14 protein-coding genes and 4 tRNA genes are annotated in these 16,476 nt (G+C 70.2%); 9 read left to right on the top strand and 9 right to left on the bottom strand.

Annotated features, from left to right (window positions below; translation table 11 throughout):
- Positions 1 to 56: 56 nt before the first annotated feature.
- Complete coding sequence (gene dxs / locus ACFVHK_RS11975) at positions 57 to 2,000, top strand: 1-deoxy-D-xylulose-5-phosphate synthase (protein ID WP_376928992.1); 1,944 nt, start codon at positions 57 to 59, stop codon at positions 1,998 to 2,000.
- 45 nt (positions 2,001 to 2,045) lie between these two features.
- Here the strand turns inward: dxs and ACFVHK_RS11970 are convergent, their stop codons facing one another.
- The 5 genes from ACFVHK_RS11970 to ACFVHK_RS11950 all read right to left on the bottom strand — a co-directional run bounded on the left by ACFVHK_RS11970 (position 2,046) and on the right by ACFVHK_RS11950 (position 7,853).
- Positions 2,046 to 2,576 (bottom strand): dihydrofolate reductase family protein, encoded by a 531-nt coding sequence (locus tag ACFVHK_RS11970; RefSeq protein WP_376928991.1) that lies wholly within the window; start codon positions 2,574 to 2,576, stop codon positions 2,046 to 2,048.
- Between the two features lie 63 nt (positions 2,577 to 2,639).
- On the bottom strand, positions 2,640 to 4,778 hold the full coding sequence (locus ACFVHK_RS11965; protein WP_376928990.1) for a 3-hydroxyacyl-CoA dehydrogenase NAD-binding domain-containing protein: 2,139 nt from the start codon (positions 4,776 to 4,778) through the stop codon (positions 2,640 to 2,642).
- Between the two features lie 11 nt (positions 4,779 to 4,789).
- Positions 4,790 to 5,998, bottom strand: coding sequence for a thiolase family protein (locus ACFVHK_RS11960; protein WP_376928989.1), 1,209 nt, complete (start codon positions 5,996 to 5,998; stop codon positions 4,790 to 4,792).
- Between the two features lie 78 nt (positions 5,999 to 6,076).
- The gene (locus ACFVHK_RS11955) at positions 6,077 to 7,273 is read right to left on the bottom strand and encodes a ribonuclease D (protein ID WP_376928988.1); all 1,197 of its coding nucleotides are present in this window, start codon (positions 7,271 to 7,273) and stop codon (positions 6,077 to 6,079) included.
- Complete coding sequence (locus tag ACFVHK_RS11950; protein WP_129233001.1) at positions 7,266 to 7,853, bottom strand: DUF3000 domain-containing protein; 588 nt, start codon at positions 7,851 to 7,853, stop codon at positions 7,266 to 7,268. The genes ACFVHK_RS11955 and ACFVHK_RS11950 overlap by 8 nt, the downstream gene beginning before the upstream one ends.
- Before the next feature lie 99 nt (positions 7,854 to 7,952).
- On the opposite strand from ACFVHK_RS11950, the gene ACFVHK_RS11945 reads away from it, so the two are divergent.
- Positions 7,953 to 9,134 (top strand): alpha/beta hydrolase family protein, encoded by a 1,182-nt coding sequence (locus ACFVHK_RS11945; RefSeq protein ID WP_376928987.1) that lies wholly within the window; start codon positions 7,953 to 7,955, stop codon positions 9,132 to 9,134.
- Between the two features lie 45 nt (positions 9,135 to 9,179).
- Here ACFVHK_RS11945 and ACFVHK_RS11940 read toward each other — a convergent pair whose 3' ends face one another.
- Both ACFVHK_RS11940 and ACFVHK_RS11935 read right to left on the bottom strand, forming a co-directional pair.
- On the bottom strand, positions 9,180 to 9,620 hold the full coding sequence (locus ACFVHK_RS11940) for a SufE family protein (RefSeq protein ID WP_376928986.1): 441 nt from the start codon (positions 9,618 to 9,620) through the stop codon (positions 9,180 to 9,182).
- Between the two features lie 36 nt (positions 9,621 to 9,656).
- On the bottom strand, positions 9,657 to 10,556 hold the full coding sequence (locus ACFVHK_RS11935; protein WP_376928985.1) for a sulfurtransferase: 900 nt from the start codon (positions 10,554 to 10,556) through the stop codon (positions 9,657 to 9,659).
- 144 nt (positions 10,557 to 10,700) lie between these two features.
- Here ACFVHK_RS11935 and zapE point away from each other — a divergent pair, with 144 nt between their 5' ends.
- From zapE to ACFVHK_RS11920, 3 genes are all read left to right on the top strand, one after another.
- Positions 10,701 to 11,756, top strand: coding sequence for a cell division protein ZapE (gene zapE / locus ACFVHK_RS11930; protein WP_129232997.1), 1,056 nt, complete (start codon positions 10,701 to 10,703; stop codon positions 11,754 to 11,756).
- Between the two features lie 231 nt (positions 11,757 to 11,987).
- Positions 11,988 to 13,214, top strand: coding sequence for an ammonium transporter (locus ACFVHK_RS11925; RefSeq protein ID WP_376928984.1), 1,227 nt, complete (start codon positions 11,988 to 11,990; stop codon positions 13,212 to 13,214).
- A gap of 41 nt (positions 13,215 to 13,255) precedes the next feature.
- Positions 13,256 to 13,822 carry a type II toxin-antitoxin system PemK/MazF family toxin gene (locus ACFVHK_RS11920; protein WP_376928983.1) on the top strand — a complete coding sequence of 189 codons (567 nt, stop codon included), beginning with the start codon at positions 13,256 to 13,258 and terminating at the stop codon, positions 13,820 to 13,822.
- A gap of 57 nt (positions 13,823 to 13,879) precedes the next feature.
- Here ACFVHK_RS11920 and ACFVHK_RS11915 read toward each other — a convergent pair.
- Positions 13,880 to 13,955 (bottom strand) — tRNA-Val (locus tag ACFVHK_RS11915).
- A gap of 290 nt (positions 13,956 to 14,245) precedes the next feature.
- On the opposite strand from ACFVHK_RS11915, the gene ACFVHK_RS11910 reads away from it, so the two are divergent.
- From ACFVHK_RS11910 to ACFVHK_RS11895, 4 genes are all read left to right on the top strand, one after another.
- A tRNA-Gly gene (locus ACFVHK_RS11910) sits at positions 14,246 to 14,318 on the top strand.
- A gap of 52 nt (positions 14,319 to 14,370) precedes the next feature.
- A tRNA-Cys gene (locus ACFVHK_RS11905) sits at positions 14,371 to 14,441 on the top strand.
- 32 nt (positions 14,442 to 14,473) lie between these two features.
- A tRNA-Val gene (locus ACFVHK_RS11900) sits at positions 14,474 to 14,545 on the top strand.
- A gap of 264 nt (positions 14,546 to 14,809) precedes the next feature.
- The gene (locus ACFVHK_RS11895; protein ID WP_376928982.1) at positions 14,810 to 15,775 is read left to right on the top strand and encodes a hypothetical protein; all 966 of its coding nucleotides are present in this window, start codon (positions 14,810 to 14,812) and stop codon (positions 15,773 to 15,775) included.
- Between the two features lie 184 nt (positions 15,776 to 15,959).
- Here ACFVHK_RS11895 and ACFVHK_RS11890 read toward each other — a convergent pair whose 3' ends face one another.
- A complete protein-coding gene (locus ACFVHK_RS11890; protein ID WP_376928981.1) occupies positions 15,960 to 16,355 on the bottom strand; it encodes a hypothetical protein in 396 nt (131 codons plus the stop codon).
- Positions 16,356 to 16,476 lie beyond the last annotated feature (121 nt).

Genomic DNA, 16,476 nt, shown 5'->3' with positions numbered 1-16,476 from the left:
GTACACTCGAACGAAACCCGGGCGCACGGCGCCCCTCGCACCCGGAGGCACGACGGATGAGGCTGCTCGACACGATCCGCGGACCACGCGACCTCGATGCGCTGTCCGACGACCAGGTGGAGGAGCTCGCCCGCGAGATCCGCGAGGTGCTCGTCGCCGACGTGTCGAAGACCGGCGGGCACCTCGGCCCCAACCTCGGCGTCGTCGAGCTCACGCTCGCGATCCACCGCGTGTTCGATTCGCCGCGCGACCCCATCATCTTCGACACCGGACACCAGTCGTACGTGCACAAGCTCCTGACCGGTCGGAAGGACTTCTCCACCCTGCGCCAGACGGGCGGTCTCGCGGGCTACCCGCAGCGATCCGAGTCCGAGCACGACGTCGTCGAGAGCTCGCACGCGTCGAGTTCGCTCTCGTGGGCCGACGGCATCTCGAAGGCCTTCGAGATGACCGGACAGGGCGACCGCCACGTCGTCGCCGTCGTCGGCGACGGCGCGCTCACGGGCGGGATGACCTGGGAAGCGCTGAACAACATCTCCGACGACAACACCCGCAACCTCGTGGTCGTCGTCAACGACAACGGTCGCTCCTATGCGCCGACCATCGGCGGGATGGCGCGGTTCCTGAACTCGGTGCGCACGAAGCAGTCGTACCGATCCCTGCACCTGAAGAGTCGCAGCGCGTTCGATCGCCTCGGATCGCCGGGTCGAGCGATCTACCGAGGCGTCCGCGGCGGCCTGCACGGCTTCCTCAGCCGGGTCAGCGGCAACGAGGCGCTGTACTCGAATCTCGACATCAAGTACATCGGCCCGATCGACGGTCACGACGAGCGCGCGCTCGAAGCAGCGCTGCGCCAGGCGAAGGACTACGGTGCGCCGGTCATCGTGCACGCGATCACCGAGAAGGGGCGCGGGTACGAGCCGGCCCGACGCGATGCCGCCGACCAGTTCCACGCGGTCGGCCAGATCGACCCCGAGACGGGCGAGTCGCTCGAGACGGCGTCCGCACCGTCGTGGACGAGCGTCTTCGCCGACGAGCTTGTGACACTCGCCGAGCGCGACGAGCGACTCGTCGGCATCACCGCGGCGATGCTGCGGCCCACGGGGCTGCACCGCATGGCCGAGCGCTTCCCGAACCGGGTGTTCGACGTCGGCATCGCCGAGCAGCACGCGGTGACCTCCGCAGCGGGCCTCGCCTTCGGCGGCCTGCACCCGGTGGTCGCCGTGTACGCGACCTTCATCAACCGGGCGTTCGACCAGGTGCTCATGGATGTCGCCCTGCACCGGGCCGGCGTGACCTTCGTGCTCGATCGGGCGGGCGTCACCGGGCCGGACGGTCCCAGCCACCACGGCGTCTGGGACCTCTCGATCCTGCAGGTCGTCCCCGGCATCCGCCTCGCGGCGCCGCGCGACTCCGTCCGCCTCGCCGAGGAGCTCGCCGAGGCGGTGCGAGTCGGCGATGCGCCGACGGTCGTCCGGTTCCCGAAGGGCACGGTCGGCACCGAGTACGACGCGATCCGCCGCACGCACGACGGGGTCGACGTCCTCACGGAGTCCGATCGCCGCGACGTGCTGATCGTGACGGTCGGCCCGATGGCGGGCATCGGGCTCGAGGTCGCCCGCAAGCTGGAGGCGCAGGGGATCGGGGCGACGGTCGTCGACCCCCGCTGGGTCGTGCCGGTCCCCGAGAGCGTCGTCTCGCTCGCGGGGGAGTACCGCATCGTGGTGAGCATCGAGGACGGGATCCGCGTCGGCGGCATCGGCACCCGGATCCGCCAGGACCTGCGAGAGGCCGGAGTGGACACGGCGGTCACCGAGGTCGGTCTGCCCGACGAGTTCCTGGACCACGGTTCGCGCGGCGACATCCTCGAGCGCGTCGGCCTCACGCCCCAGCACATCGCCCGCGACGTCACTGCGATGGTGCTCGGCAGCAAGCTCCCGCACGCCCGCAACGCGGGCATCGACGTCCCGACGGGTACGGGCGCGCAGCCGCGCGTCTGAGCCGAGGATCGACCTCGCCTCGCACCGGCTCTTCCCGGCTCTGCGTCAGTCGATGCGGTAGACGTGCTCGACCGCGTCACCGAGACGGGTGAGCCCGGTGAGCGTGAGCACGGGCGTGACCTCCGAGACCGGCAGCAGCGGTCGTCCGCGGCCCAGCGCGACCGGCATGTATGTCACGAGCAGGTCGTCGAGCCGCCCCGCCGCGAGGAACTGGGCGGCGACCGGCCCACCGCCCACGACCCACACGTTCCGTCCGCCTGCGGCCGAGCTCGCGGCATCCGCCACGGCAACAACATCGCCATCGGCGAAACGGATGTCGGCGCCCTCGGGCGTCTCGAGCGTTCGGTGCGTGAGCACCCAGGTCGGCAGCTCTCCGTAGGGCCACCCGCCGCCTTCGCGGAGGATCCACTCGTAGGTCGTGGCGCCGAGGACCAGCGCGCCGACCGAGGCGAAGAAGCGTTCGTAGTGGTCGCTGAAGTCCTCCATGCCGAACTGGAGGAGCCACTCGAGCCCGTCGTGCTCGTCGGCGATGAAGCCGTCGAGTGTCGAGGCCACGTAGTACTGGATGCGCGTCACGCTGAGGAGCATACGAACGGCCCCCGACATCGCGTCGGGGGCCGTTCGGCGTTCAGCGGTCGGTCAGGACTCGACGCCCTTGACGGGCGGGTGGTGGAACGTGTCGCCGAACACGCGCTCCGAGGCGCCCACACGGTCGAGGTACGGCGTGAGTCCGCCCATCTGGAACGGGAATCCGGCACCGAGGATCATGCACAGGTCGATGTCCTCGGCCGCTGCGACGACCGCGTCGTCGAGCATCAGCCGCGTCTCGCGCGCGAGGCCGTCCTCGAGCCGGGTGAGGATCTCCTCCGCGGTCGAGGGATCGGTGCCGCCCGCGACGATCTTGAGCGCCCCCTTGTCGAAGCCCTTCGCCCGGCCCTTGTCGTCCTTGTCGAGGAGCTTGCCGTACTCGGCCAGCGCGTGCAGGTTCTCCGAGCGGTAGAACCGGTCGGGGAACGCCGCGTGGTGGGTGTCGAGCACGTGCGCGCCGACCTTCAGCCCGACGAGGTCGAGCAGCGCCGACGGCGCCATCGGCAGGCCGAGCGGCGCGATCGCCTCGTCGACCGTCTCGAACGAGGTGCCCGCGTCGACCGCGCGCATCGCCTCGCCGAGGAGCACCGCCAGGAGGCGGTTCACGACGAAGCCCGGCGTGTCGGCCGTGATCACGGCGTTCTTCTTCAGCTTCGCCGCGGTGACCATCGCGGTCGAGAGCGTCGCGTCATCCGTCTTCGACGTCTTCACGACCTCGATGAGGGGCATCACCGCGACCGGGGTGAAGAAGTGGAAGCCCACGACCCGCTCGGGGTGGTCGAGCTTCGCGCCGATCTGCTCGACCGAGAGCGACGAGGTGTTCGTGGCGAGCACCGCCTCCGGGGAGATGTACTGCTCGATCTCGGCGAAGACGTCCTGCTTGATCGCGAGCTCCTCGAACACCGCCTCGATGACCCAGTCGCAGTCCGCGAACTCCGCCTTGTCGGTCGTGCCGTGCACGAGCGCCTTGAGCCGGTTGGCCTCGTCGGAGGAGATGCGGCCCTTGCCGAGCAGCGCGTCGATCTCACCGGCGATGTAGGCGACGCCCTTGTCCACGCGCTCCTGGTCGAGGTCGGTGATGATCACCGGCACCTGCAGTCGGCGGACGAAGAGCAGCGCGAACTGGCTCGCCATGTACCCGGCGCCGAGCACGCCGACCTTGGTCACGGGCTTCGCCAGGGCCTTGTCGGGCGCTCCCGCGGGCTTCTTCGTGCGCTTCTGCACGAGGTTGAACGCGTAGATCGAGGCGTGGAACTGGTCGCCGGAAACGAGGTCCGCGAGCATCTCGTCCTCGCGGGCGAAGCCCTCCTCGCGGGTGCCCGACTTCGCCGCCTTGAGCAGCTCGAGCGCCGCGTACGGCGACTTCGGTACCGTGCCGATGCGGCTCTGCAGCATCTTCTTCGCGATGCCGATCGCGGCGTCCCACTTCACGAGGCGCTCGACCTTGCCGGGCTCGTTCGGGCGCTTGACCTTCACGCGGCCCGAGACGACGTCGTCGGCCCAGCGGATCGAGTCCTCGAGGTAGTTCACGGAGGGGAACATCACGTCGGCGATGCCGAGCTCGAGCACGTCCGGCGCCTTGACGGTGCGGTTCTGCTTGAGCGGGTTCTCGACGACGATCTTCAGCGCGTTCTCGATGCCGATGAGGTTCGGCAGCAGGGTCGCGCCGCCCCAGCCGGGGATCATGCCGAGGAAGACCTCGGGAAGCGCCATGGCCGGCAGCGACGCGTCGACGGTGCGGTAGTCGGCGTGCAGCCCGATCTCGACGCCACCGCCGAGCGCGAGGCCGTTGATGAACGCGAACGAGGGCACGCCCACGGTCGCGAGCTTGCCGAGCGCGAAGTGGCCGAGCTGCGCGATGCGCAGTCCCGACTCGCGGTCCGGCAGCTGCGACACCTTGGACAGGTCGGCGCCCGCCGCGAGGATGAACGGCTTGCCCGTCACCGCGACCGCGTGGATCTCGCCGGCCGCGGCGCGCTCGGCGAGCCCGTCGAGGGTCGCTGCGTACTCGAGCAGCGTGTTCGGGCCGAGCGTGTTCGGCCGCGTGTGGTCGCGGCCGTTGTCGAGGGTGACGAGCGCGAGGGTGCGGCCCTCAGAGATGGGGATGTCGCGCACGTACGAATGCGTGACGACCTCGTCGTCGAACATGCCCGCGAGCTCGGTGAAGTCGATCTTCGTGTAGTCGGTCATCGCGGTGCTCCTCAGGCCTTCTTCGCGGCCTTGCGCGAGTAGTTCGGGTTCTCCCAGATCATCGTGCCGCCCTGGCCGAGGCCCACGCACATCGTCGTGATGCCGTAGCGGACGTCGGGGCGCTCGGCGAACTGGCTGGCGAGCTGGTTCATGAGGCGCACGCCCGACGAGGCGAGCGGGTGGCCGACGGCGATCGCGCCGCCCCACGGGTTCACGCGCGGGTCGTCGTCGTCGATGCCGTAGTGGTCGAGCAGCGAGAGCACCTGCACGGCGAACGCCTCGTTGACTTCGAGGAGCCCGATGTCGTCCATCTTCAGGCCGGCGATCCGCAGCGCCTTCTCGGTGGCCGGCACAGGGCCGATGCCCATGATGGCCGGGTCGACCCCCGCGAACGCGTAGCTCACGAGCTTCATCTTGACGTTCAGGCCGTACTCCTTGGCCGCGTCGCCGCTGGCCAGGAGTGCCGCGGTGGCGCCGTCGTTCAGGCCGGAGGCGTTGCCGGCGGTGACGCGACCGTGCGGGCGGAACGGCGTCTTCAGCCCGGCGAGTCCCTCGAGGGTGGTCTCGGGACGCATGACCTCGTCGCGCGTCGCCAGTCCCCAGCCCTCGTTCGTGCGGATCGCCACGGGCACGAGGTCCTGCTGGATCTTGCCCGCCTCGTAGGCCGCCGCGGTGCGCTGCTGGCTTCCGAGGGCGTACCGGTCGGCACGCTCCTTGGTCAGGTGCGGGAAGCGGTCGTGGATGCGCTCGGCGGTGGCGCCCATGACGAGGGCGTCCTCGGAGACCATCTTCTCGGCCACGAACCGCGGGTTGGGGTCGACGCCCGAGCCCATGGGGTGGTGGCCCATGTGCTCCACGCCGCCGCCGATCGCCAGCCGGTACTGCCCGTACCCGATCGAGCCGGCCAGCATCGCGACCGAGGTCATCGCCCCGGCGCACATGCGGTCGATCGCGAATCCGGGGACCGACTTCGGCAGGCCCGCGAGGATCGCGGCGCTGCGGCCGATCGTGAGTCCCTGGTCGCCCGTCTGGGTGGTGGCCGCGATGGCCACGTCGTCGATCTGGTCCTTCGGCGCGTTCGGGTTGCGCTCGAGGAGCCCCACGATCGCCTTCACCACGAGGTCATCGGCCCGGGTGTTCCAGTACATGCCCTTTTCGCCGGCCTTGCCGAAGGGGGTACGGACCCCGTCGACGAATACGACGTCAGTTCGTTCAGCCACGCTGCAGCTCCCTTTCGAATGGAGGATCACCTGATCCTAGGAACGCCCTGTGCGGCCGCCGGAATCGGTTGCCGGTTCCTACGAAGCGTCGTGTGCGGCGTCTTCGAGCGATTGTGCGGCCTGCACAAACGCGATTGCGATTATCTGTGCGGTAGCGGCAATCTGCCAGGGTCGCGCACCGAGCTCCTCGAGGGCGTCGCCGATCGCCTCCGACGTCGCGTCCACGGGAGGACGCCACGCCAGTCGCCGCAGGTGGTCGGGCGTCAGCAGGTTCTCGACCGGCATGCCCATCTCCTCGGCCGCGTCGCCGACGGCCGCCTTCGCGAGCCGGAGGCGTGCGTCGGCCTCCGGATTCCGCGATGCCCAGGCCCGAGGGGGCGGCGGCGCATCGCTCGGCACGCGCGAGGCGGGCGGTTCGGCGGTCCGCGCTTCCTCGATCGCCGCCCACCAGCGGTCGATCTCGGTCCGGCTCGCGCGACCGTTGAAGGCCTTGAGGTCGGCGAGGGCGCGCTTGGACTCGGGGAGGGTCTTCGCGACCGCGAGGATCGAGGCATCCGGCACGAGGCGGCCGGGCGCGACATCCGTCTCAGCCGCCAGGTCGTCGCGGGCGTGCCAGAGCGCGCGCGCGACGGCGAGGTTCCGGGGCGAGCGCAGCGCATGGATGCCGCTCAGTCGGCGCCACGGCTCGGCGGCCGGGGGCTTCGCGGCGCGATGGACGGTCGCGTCGAACTCCTGGCGCGCGATCTCCTCCTTGCCCGCGTCGACGAGCCGCTCGGCGAGGCGGTCGCGCACGTCGACGAGGAGTTCGACGTCGAGTGCGGCGTAGCGCAGCCACGACTGGGGGAGCGGCCTGGTCGACCAGTCGGCCGCAGAATGCTCCTTGGCGAGGCGGATGCCGAGGAGCTCCTCGACCACGGACGCCAGGCCGACCCGCGGCATCCCGAGCAGTCGCGCCGCGAGCTCCGTGTCGAAGATCCCGGACGGGTCGAGGCCCACCTCGCGGAGGCACGCGAGGTCCTGGCTGGCCGCGTGCAGCACCCACTCCTCGTCGCGGATCGCGTCCTGCAGGCTCGCGAAGTCGCCGACCATCGTGGGGTCGAAGAGGAACGTCCCCGCGTCGCGGCGGAACAGCTGGATCAGGTACGCGCGCTGCGAGTAGCGGAACCCGCTCGCCCGCTCGGCGTCGACGGCGACCGGACCCACGCCCCCCGCGATGGCCTCGACCGCGTCGTCGTAGGCGTCGTGGGAGTCGATCACGTGGAACTCGTCAGCCACGTCTCCTCCTCCGTGGAAGGGCCGTCACCCCCTCCGAGCTCGGAGGCAGGCCGGCCAGCATGCACAGCAACTCACTCCACCCTTCCACATGAGGCGCGATCTCGGCGTCGAGCGGCGTCCACGACGCGCGGAGCTCGAGCTCGGCACCGTCGCCCTGCCGGGCGAGCTCGCCGTACCCCGTCGAGAGGATCTTCGTGACGGTCCCGGAGGCTGCGACGTAGCGCGCCCCGCGGGCGTCGAGCGCGTCGACGAGCCACGACCACGCGACGTCCGCGAGGAACGGATCGACGCCGATGTCGGTCTCGAGCGGGGCCTGCGCGAAGCAGACGACCCGGAAGCGCCCGCCCCACGACTCGGGCTCCGACGGGTCGTGGAGGAGGACGAAGCGGCCGGTGCCGAGGTCGGAGTCCTCCGCGTGGCGCCCGGGGATCAGGTCCGCCGCGAGTGCGACGGCCCACGGTGCCAGCGACGAGGGCGCGGCGATCTCCGACACGCGCAGTTCCGCTCGCGGTGTCGCTGCCCGCAGCGACTCCAGCGCTGCGGCGAACTCAGGGGGAGGCGTGGTCGCCGAGTCGGACACGTGAGCAGACTAGAGTCTCGATCGCAGGGGTCGGTGGCGGCGCGCCGCGCGAGCGCCTGTACCCCGGGCGATGCACGTCGGCGACGAACAGGAGGCGGGATGTCGAGGCTCGAGCACACGATGGGACCGATCGGCGCGGTGCTCGGCGGGCTCGCCATCGTGGGCGCCGCGTTCGCTGCGGCGACCGCCGCGACGGCGATCGTCTTCGCGCGCCGCGTGGTGACGCCCGAGCCGGATCGCGAGGACGACCTCCGCATCGAGCGGGTCGACCTCGCGGCCGGCGAGGTGGTGCTCTCGGGTGCCGAGGAGGCGCGGATGCGCGGACGGTACGGTCTCTGGTTCGAGCACGACTCGGGCTACGCCCGGGTGGGCGACGTGCTGCACGACGACGGTCACCGGGTGCGGCGCGCCGTCGAGTCGGTGGAGTTCGGCAGGCTCGATCGGGCCGCACGCGGCCGGATCAGCGGGTGGGTCCACCTCGGTCCGTGGGAGGTCTCGGAGCGGTATGAGAACGTCGTGGTCCCGACGCCGCTCGGTCCGGCCCCGGCCTGGTTCGTCCCGGCGGCGGATGCCGCGGGGGCGCCCTCCGCCGACTGGCTCATCGTCGTCCACGGCCGTGGTGCCAAGCGCCACGAGGGGCTGCGCGCGGTCGAGCCGGCGAGCCGGGCCGGCTGGTCCTCGCTGCTCGTCTCGTACCGGAACGACGGCGAGGCGCCTGCCAGCGAGGACCGCAGGTACGGCCTCGGCGGCACGGAGTGGGAGGACGTCGTCGCGGCGGTCCGGTTCGCCGTCGAGCGCGGTGCCCGACGCGTCGTCCTGATGGGCTGGTCCATGGGCGGTTCCATCGCGTTGCAGACCGTGCTGCGTTCCGACGAGGTCCGGGAGCACCTGGTCGGCGTCATCCTGGAGTCGCCCGCGGTCGACTGGCCCGACATCCTCCGATTCCAGGGGCGCGCGCTCGGCCTGCCCGCGGAGCTCGGCGGCGCGGTGGCACGCGTGCTCAGCGCCCCCCTCGCCGGCACGCTGACCGGCCTGGCCGCGCCGATCGACCTCGAGGCGCTCGACGCGGTCGCCCGTGCCGACGAGCTGCACGTCCCGATCCTGCTCATGCACAGCGAGGACGACGGCTTCGTCCCGATCGACGGGTCGCGCCGGCTCGCCGAGGTGCGCTCCGACCTCGTGCAGTTCGAGGTGTTCGAGGGCGCGCGCCACACGAAGCTGTGGAACCACGACGCCCGGCGCTGGACCATGCTCGTGCACGACTGGCTCGCGGCGCGCTGAGCGCGGACACCGCGCGGTCGATCGCGCGCTCGTCGGGCCCGCCGGTCAGGTGGCGATGCGCTCCGTGAGCTGGCGCTTCGCGCGGGCGAGCATGCCCGACATGCCGCGCACCCGCAGCGGCGAGACGGCCTCGCCCAGGCCGAGCGACTGCGGGTAGTCGGCGGGGATCGCGAACACCTCGTCGGGCGTGAGCCCGTCGAGTCCCTGCGCGAGGATCGACGCGAATCCGCGCGTGGTGGGCGCCTCCGCCGGTGCGGTCGCGTGCATGTGCACGAGGCCCTCCGGGTCGACCTCGACGAAGATGTAGACGGGGGACTGGCACTCCTCGACCCGCTCGAGCAGGTCGGGGTGGTCGCGGTAGCGCTCGGGAAGCTCGGGCAGTTCGTTGGAGAAGTCGAGCAGCAGCGTCAGGCGGTCCTTCACGCCGAGTGCGAGGAAGTCCTCGCGGGTCTCGGCGAGCGCCGGGGGGAGGGTCGTGGCATCCATCCGGTCCATTCTCCCACCCGGCGCCGGGCATCCGTCCTATCGGGTCGGCGCCTCGCCGCGCTCCGGGCCGGTCGCGATCGGGACGCGCACCGCGCTGCCCCACTCGGTCCAGGACCCGTCGTAATTGCGGACTCCCTGGAATCCGAGCAGGTGGGTCAGGACGAACCAGGTGTGGCTGGATCGCTCGCCGATCCGGCAGTACGCGATGACGTCGTCGCCGTCCTCGAGCCCGACCTCGTCGCGGTAGATGGCGTCGAGTTCGGCGCGCGTGCGGAACGTGCCGTCCTCGGCGGCGGCGCGCGCCCAGGGCACGGACGCCGCGGTCGGGATGTGGCCGCCGCGCAGCGCGCCCTCCTCGGGGTAGGCGGGCATGTGCGTGCGCTCGCCCGTGTACTCCTCCGGCGAGCGGACGTCGATGAGCGGGTTGCCGAAGTGGGCGAGGACGTCGTCCTTGAAGGCGCGGATGACGGTGTCGTCGCGCTCCACGACCGGGTACTCGACGGGTTCGCGTGCCGGCGCGTCGGTGGTCAGCGGGCGCCCCTCGGCGATCCACTTGTCGCGGCCGCCGTCGAGGAGTCGGACGTCCTCGTGCCCGAAGAGGGTGAAGACCCAGAGCGCGTAGGCGGCCCACCAGTTGTTCTTGTCGCCGTAGATCACGACCGTGTCGTCGCGCGCGATGCCCTTCGCGGAGAGCAGCTCGGCGAACTGCTCGCCGGAGAGGTAGTCGCGCACCACGGGGTCGTTCAGCTCGGTGTGCCAGTCGACCTTCACCGCGGTCGGGATGTGGCCGACCTCGTAGAGCAGGACGTCCTCGTCGGACTCGACCACGACGAGTCCCGGCGCCCCGAGGCGTTCGGCGAGCCAGTCCGTGGTGACGAGCCGCTCGGGGTGGGCGTACTCGGCCAGCTTGGCGGCGGGGTCGAACTCGACGGACATGGGGAACCTCCAGTGGTCGCCCGGTCGGGCGAGGCGGGATCGGGGAGCGGACTAGGCTGGTGACCCGTCCACCACCGAATCTACGCGGCATGCCGGTCGTCGTCACCGCACATGTCACGAGGTGCAACAGGAGATCCCACGCCGATGACCACTGCAGCGGCATCCGCCATCGAGCGACTCGTCGACCGCCACCCGTCGATCACGGGCGCCGAGATCGCGTCCGAGCTGGTGCCCCCGCCGCAGTTCGCGCACGCCTCGTTCGAGTCGTACCGGCCCGATCACGACTTCCCGTCGCAGCAGGCCGCCCTCGACCGGCTGAACACCTTCGCCGGCGCGTGGCGCGCCGCCCAGAAGCCCGGCGGGTTCTTCTCACGGAAGCGGCCCGCGCGCATCGAGCTCCCCGGGGTGTACCTCGACGGCGGCTTCGGCGTCGGCAAGACGCACCTCCTCGCGGCGCTCTGGCACGTCGCGCACGGCCCGAAGTACTTCGGCACGTTCATCGAGTACACCGCGCTGGTCGGCGCGCTCGGCTACGCGCCGGCCGTCGAGCTGCTGCGCGGTGCGCGCCTCATCTGCATCGACGAGTTCGAGCTCGACGACCCCGGCGACACCATGCTCATGACCCGATTCCTCGGCGAGCTCATGGCGGGCGGCACTCGCGTGGCGGCGACGAGCAACACGCCGCCGAACGCGCTCGGCGAGGGCCGGTTCGCGGCGGCCGACTTCCTCCGCGAGATCCATGCACTGTCGTCGAACTTCGAGACGCTGCGCATCGACGGCCTCGACTACCGCCGCCGCGACACCGAGGGGCACGCCGAGGCGCTCGCCGACGACGCGGCCGTGGAGCACGCGGCGACGACGCTCGCCTCCCGGGGCCATCGCGTGTCCCTCGACGGGTTCGACGACCTCCTCGCGCACCTGTCGACGGTGCACCCGTCGAAGTACATCAAGCTCATCGAGGGGCTCGAGTTCATCGCGCTCACCGGTGTCCGCGAGCTCACCGACCAGAACGCCGCACTCCGCCTCGTCGCGTTCATCGACCGCGTCTACGACGCCGAGGTGCCGATCCTGGCCAGCGGCCTCGAGCTCGACGAGGTGTTCGGCGGGGACATGCTCTCGGGCGGGTACCGCAAGAAGTACCTGCGCTCGATGTCGCGCATGATCGCGCTCACCACGGGCGAGCTCCCGCCGCACGACTGAGCCGCAGGCGAGCGAGCCGCACAAGTCCTCGGCGGCTCTTTCGGAGGCTCGTCGCGGCATCCGGAAACACGCTCGTTACATTCAGGGCGAATCCGTAACCGTTGCGAAACGCAGCGTGCCCCGTCGTCGAAACCTTCTCGCACCATTCTGAACGACGTACCTCGAGACGAGCCCCAGTCTCATCCCCCTCGCGGTACGTCCCCTGCAAACCAAGAGGTGTGAGGATTACCTATGGATAGCGGCAACATCGCGTGGGCCGTCACGGCATCCGCGCTCGTGCTCTTCATGACGCCGGGCGTCGCGTTCTTCTACGGCGGCCTGGTCAAGGCGAAGAGCGTCGTCAGCATGATGATGATGAGCTTCGGCGCAATGGGACTGATCAGCGTCCTGTGGGTGCTCTACGGCTTCAACATGAGCGCGGTCGGCAGCGCCTGGGAGTTCGCGGGCAACCCCTTCTCCGACTTCGGGCTCGCGGGCCTCGCCGGCGGTGAGTCGGCCAACGCCGACCTGCTCGGCGTCATCTTCGGCGCGACGTTCGCCATCATCACGGTCGCCCTGATCTCGGGCGCGATCGCCGACCGCGCCAAGTTCGGTGCGTGGATGATCTTCGCCGGCATCTGGGCCACCCTCGTCTACTTCCCGGTCGCGGCCTGGGTCTGGGGCGGCGGCTGGATCCTCTCGCTCGGCGACACGCTCGGCCTCCCGGGCGTCATCGACTACGCCGGTGGAACCGCGGTGCACATCAACGCCGGTGCCGCGGCCCTCGCCCTGGCACTCGTGCTCGGCAAGCGCGTGGGCTTCCAGAAGGGCATGGACAAGCCGCACAACGTGCCGCTGACCCTGCTCGGCGCCTCGATCCTGTGGTTCGGCTGGTTCGGCTTCAACGCCGGTGCCGAGTTCCTCGCCGAGGGCATGCCCGGCGTCGGCCTCATCGCCGTCAACACGCTCGTCGCAACCGCTGCGTCCATCCTCGCCTGGCTCATCGTCGAGAAGATCAAGGACGGCAAGCCGACGTCGGTCGGTGCCGCCTCCGGTGCCGTCGCGGGTCTCGTCGCGATCACCCCGGCCTGTGCCAACCTGACCCCGGGCTGGGCCACCGTCCTCGGTGTCGTCGCCGGTGCCGTCTGCGCCATCGCCATCGAGCTGAAGTTCAAGTGGGGCTTCGACGACTCGCTCGACGTCGTGGGCATCCACCTGGTCGGCGGCCTCATCGGCACGCTCTACCTCGGCTTCTTCGCGACCGGCACCGGCCTCTTCGTCAGCGATGCGGGCGCCGGTCAGCTGGCCGTGCAGGCGATCGCCGCCATCGGCGTCCTGCTCTACTCGTTCATCGTGGCCTTCGTGGTCGGCTTCGCGATCGAGAAGACCATCGGCTTCCGCGTGAAGAACGAGGACGAACTCGCCGGCATCGACACCATCGTCCACGGTGAAGAGGGCTACAAGCTCGAGACCGTCTGATCCTGCGATCACCGCGAGGGCGGTGAGGGTAGTGTGCGGGTGTGCCTGACACCCGCCGCTTCCTCACCGCCCTCAGGCGTGTCATCCGTTCGCTCCCGACGCCGTCGGGCGGGGACTCCGCCCGACCCGCGGCGGCGACGTCGTCGGATGCCGCGTGGCGGCCCCCTGCTGATGACGGCGAGGAGTGGCCGGGGCGCACCGGTCCGTCGGCGACGGTCGAGCTGGACCCCGCCGACGTGCGACGCGTCCGGTTCGCCTACACGCCGGAGCGCGACGGCGAGCCGGACCCCGGCGAGGTCGTGTGGACCTGGGTGCCCTACGAGGAACGCGACGGCCGGGGCAAGGACCGACCCGTTGCCGTCGTCGCGGCGGGCACCGAGGGCCGGTTCCTCGCGGTGCAGCTCACGAGCAAGCCGCAGAACGGGAACGGTGACGCGGTCGCGCTCGGAGCGGGCGCCTGGGACGGCGAGGGCCGGCCGAGCTGGGCGCGGATCGACCGGGTCTTCCTCGTGCATGCCGAGGGGATGCGGCGTGAGGCGGCGTCGCTCGACGCCGAGCGGTACGCGCTCCTCGTCGACGCGCTCGCCGCGCGCTACGGGTGGGGCTGACGCCCACGCGACCCCGAACGTCGAAACGCCCCCGGGGGAACCGGGGGCGTCTCGTGATGGTGGGCGATGCCGGGCTCGAACCGACGACCTCTTCCGTGTGAAGGAAGCGCGCTACCAGCTGCGCCAATCGCCCATCTCCGCGGACTCGATGGGATCGCGACCGCGGACTCGATACTAGCCCACCGAGCGGGTCGATTGCACATCGGCGCGCGAGGGTCCGGACGACCGCGTCGGGGACGGGAAACCGCGAAGCGGGGCGCCCGCCGACGGGGGTGCAGGCGAGTCGCGGTCGACCGCGACACGCCCGAGACGTTCGGCCCGATTGGTCGCGTGACCGGCCGGAATCCCGGGCGCAGTGGGCTCGGTTTGTCATTCGTTCACGGGATCGGTTATTGTCTTTCTGCACGCAGAAATGCGAGCAACGCGGATGTGGCGCAGTTGGTAGCGCATCACCTTGCCAAGGTGAGGGTCGCGAGTTCGAGTCTCGTCATCCGCTCTGACCAAGCCGGCGCAAGCCGGTTTGTTCTTTGGTGGTGAACCCAAGCAACGGTGGATTGGCCGAGAGGCGAGGCAGCGGCCTGCAAAGCCGTATACACGGGTTCGAATCCCGTATCCACCTCGAGACGAGTTCCTGGAACTCACTCACACCCCGGGCGATTGGCGCAGCGGTAGCGCGCTTCCCTGACACGGAAGAGGTCACTGGTTCGATCCCAGTATCGCCCACAAGAGAAACCCCCGGTAAAACGGGGGTTTCGTCGTTTGTAGGGGATGGTCGTGCCCCCCACGTGCCCCATCGTCCGCGCGAAGAGGCCGGAATGTCGGCCCGACATGTGCGGCTGGTGCGGCCCGCAGGGTCGCGAGGGGGACGACCCCCTCGGGTCCCGAGGTTGTCGTCGTGAAGACTGAGCCGCGCGGATGCCGTCGAGGCCCGAAGTCGATCGATATGCTCGTGCCGATTGTGACAGTCGAGTAGAGGCGGGGTGGCGCGTGTCGTTTGGTGATCTGGTCGGCTGGGGTCTCGGCATTCTCCTTTTCGTGGTCGGCATACCGGTCGCGTTCTGGGCGGGAAGGCGCAACAGACAGGTGCCGGACCTTCGGCGTGCCACGGACTTCGACCGGCTGGGCCCACTAGAACATCACTTCGGAGCAGGCGTAGCGGCGACCTTTGAAGGTCGGCCAATCGCGTCAATCTCAAGGACCTTCCTCGCTTTCTGGAACGAGCGCGGGGACCATGTTGAGGGCTCATCCATCCTGGCGACCGATCCCCTCCGCATCGAGGTTTCGGACAACGACGAGGTCCTCCAGGCCCGCGTCGTCGCGCAGAGTCGCAGCCAGATTGGGCTCAAAGTCGATGAGGTAGATGACACTCACCGCCTAGAGTTCGACTTCTTGGATCCGGGCGACGGCGGGGTCATCGAGGTATTGCACACCGGCAACTCTGGCGCGCGAATCGTCGGCACCATCCCGGGTGCCCGGCTCGGAGAAATTCGAAGAGCAGCCCTCAATCGCGGAGCTCGAGCGGCCGTTCGGGCCCCCCGCCTCGGTCGCCCGCAGTTCCTGGCGCCTCCGGGGCGGCGACGAATGGCGCGCCTCGTCGTGCTCGCCTTTACGGCACTGGGGATGCTGCTCGCTTCCGCGTATCTAGCGTTCACCTACGTTCGCGTACCGGTTCTCGTCGACGCAAGTGCTTACGATCTGGACAGCATCAGCGGCCAACTCGACTTCGCTCGCGAGGTCCGGGATCACGGAGGTTTCGAGTGGTGGGCCCCGATTCTTCCACTGGCACCAGCGCTCTTCGCATTGATCATCCTGGTCCTGGCGATTCGTCGGCTCTACAGGACTACGACCGCAGTGATTCCGCGCTCGATCGTCGAGGTGGACTTTGATCCCCTCCCCGACCGCCCAGAGTCTGTGAGGAGACGAGAGCGTCGGACCGGCTCACCTACGCCCTAGCGCATTCCGATGACCTTCAGCGCGCGGTCCTGCGTCCAGGCGTCTGCATTGCACGCCGACGTTCTTGGCGGTGTGCGCCCGTGTGCGCGCCCAACTACCACACCTAGGCTCCCTGACTTGCGCTCGGCGCAGAACCCGCTCAAAACGGCGTAGGCGGCGTCTGGCGGGCAGAACTACGCGATTGTCATTCACCACGTTCGAGGGGGAGCACGACGGACGGCGGACCGGCGGAACCGTACTGATCGGCGAAAGACTGTGCGGACACGAGCATGGCCGCGAACACGTCCCCGATCGCGTGATCGTAGGCCGGGGCGGGCGCTTCGAGCAGCCCGAGCAGCCGCGAGCGCAACTCGATCGTACGGAGCACAACCCGGGCGGCGGCCCAGTCACCTTCGAGGGCGGCGGGCATGGCGGACGTGAGCAGCCGGTCGAGCCGTGCGAGTTCCGCGTCCCGGAGTTCGGCGGCGGCGGCCCGCGGTTCGCGTTCGAGCCAGCGGGTGACGGCTTTGTGTGCCCCCGCCCGGTCGCGGTAGCCGAGTTCGGCGGCGATGTCGGCGTACGTCGCACCCGCGAGCCGCATGTCGAGCGCGCGGGCGCTCCGTTCGTTCGCGGCGAGTCGCATTCGATCCCGCGCGCCCCGCCGAGTGTCGCCGGAATGCGTGTCGTCGGTCATGTCCGTTGCCCCCTTCCGGGGTAGTCGG

It is taken from the genome of Agromyces binzhouensis (assembly GCF_042672355.1).
GTDB lineage: Bacteria > Actinomycetota > Actinomycetes > Actinomycetales > Microbacteriaceae > Agromyces > Agromyces binzhouensis.
The sequence above is the reverse complement of the archived record's forward strand: the minus strand, read 5'-3'. Positions and strand labels throughout refer to the sequence as shown.

Bases quoted from the DNA above. Each gene is read 5' to 3' on its own strand.
- dxs (WP_376928992.1), top strand. From the start codon at position 57: ATGAGGCTGCTCGACACGATCCGCGGACCACGCGACCTCGATGCGCTG.
- ACFVHK_RS11965 (WP_376928990.1), bottom strand. From the start codon at position 4,778: ATGACCGACTACACGAAGATCGACTTCACCGAGCTCGCGGGCATGTTC.
- ACFVHK_RS11945 (WP_376928987.1), top strand. From the start codon at position 7,953: ATGTCGAGGCTCGAGCACACGATGGGACCGATCGGCGCGGTGCTCGGC.
- ACFVHK_RS11940 (WP_376928986.1), bottom strand. From the start codon at position 9,620: ATGGATGCCACGACCCTCCCCCCGGCGCTCGCCGAGACCCGCGAGGAC.
- ACFVHK_RS11935 (WP_376928985.1), bottom strand. From the start codon at position 10,556: ATGTCCGTCGAGTTCGACCCCGCCGCCAAGCTGGCCGAGTACGCCCAC.
- zapE (WP_129232997.1), top strand. From the start codon at position 10,701: ATGACCACTGCAGCGGCATCCGCCATCGAGCGACTCGTCGACCGCCAC.
- ACFVHK_RS11925 (WP_376928984.1), top strand. From the start codon at position 11,988: ATGGATAGCGGCAACATCGCGTGGGCCGTCACGGCATCCGCGCTCGTG.
- ACFVHK_RS11890 (WP_376928981.1), bottom strand. From the start codon at position 16,355: ATGCGGCTCGCGGGTGCGACGTACGCCGACATCGCCGCCGAACTCGGC.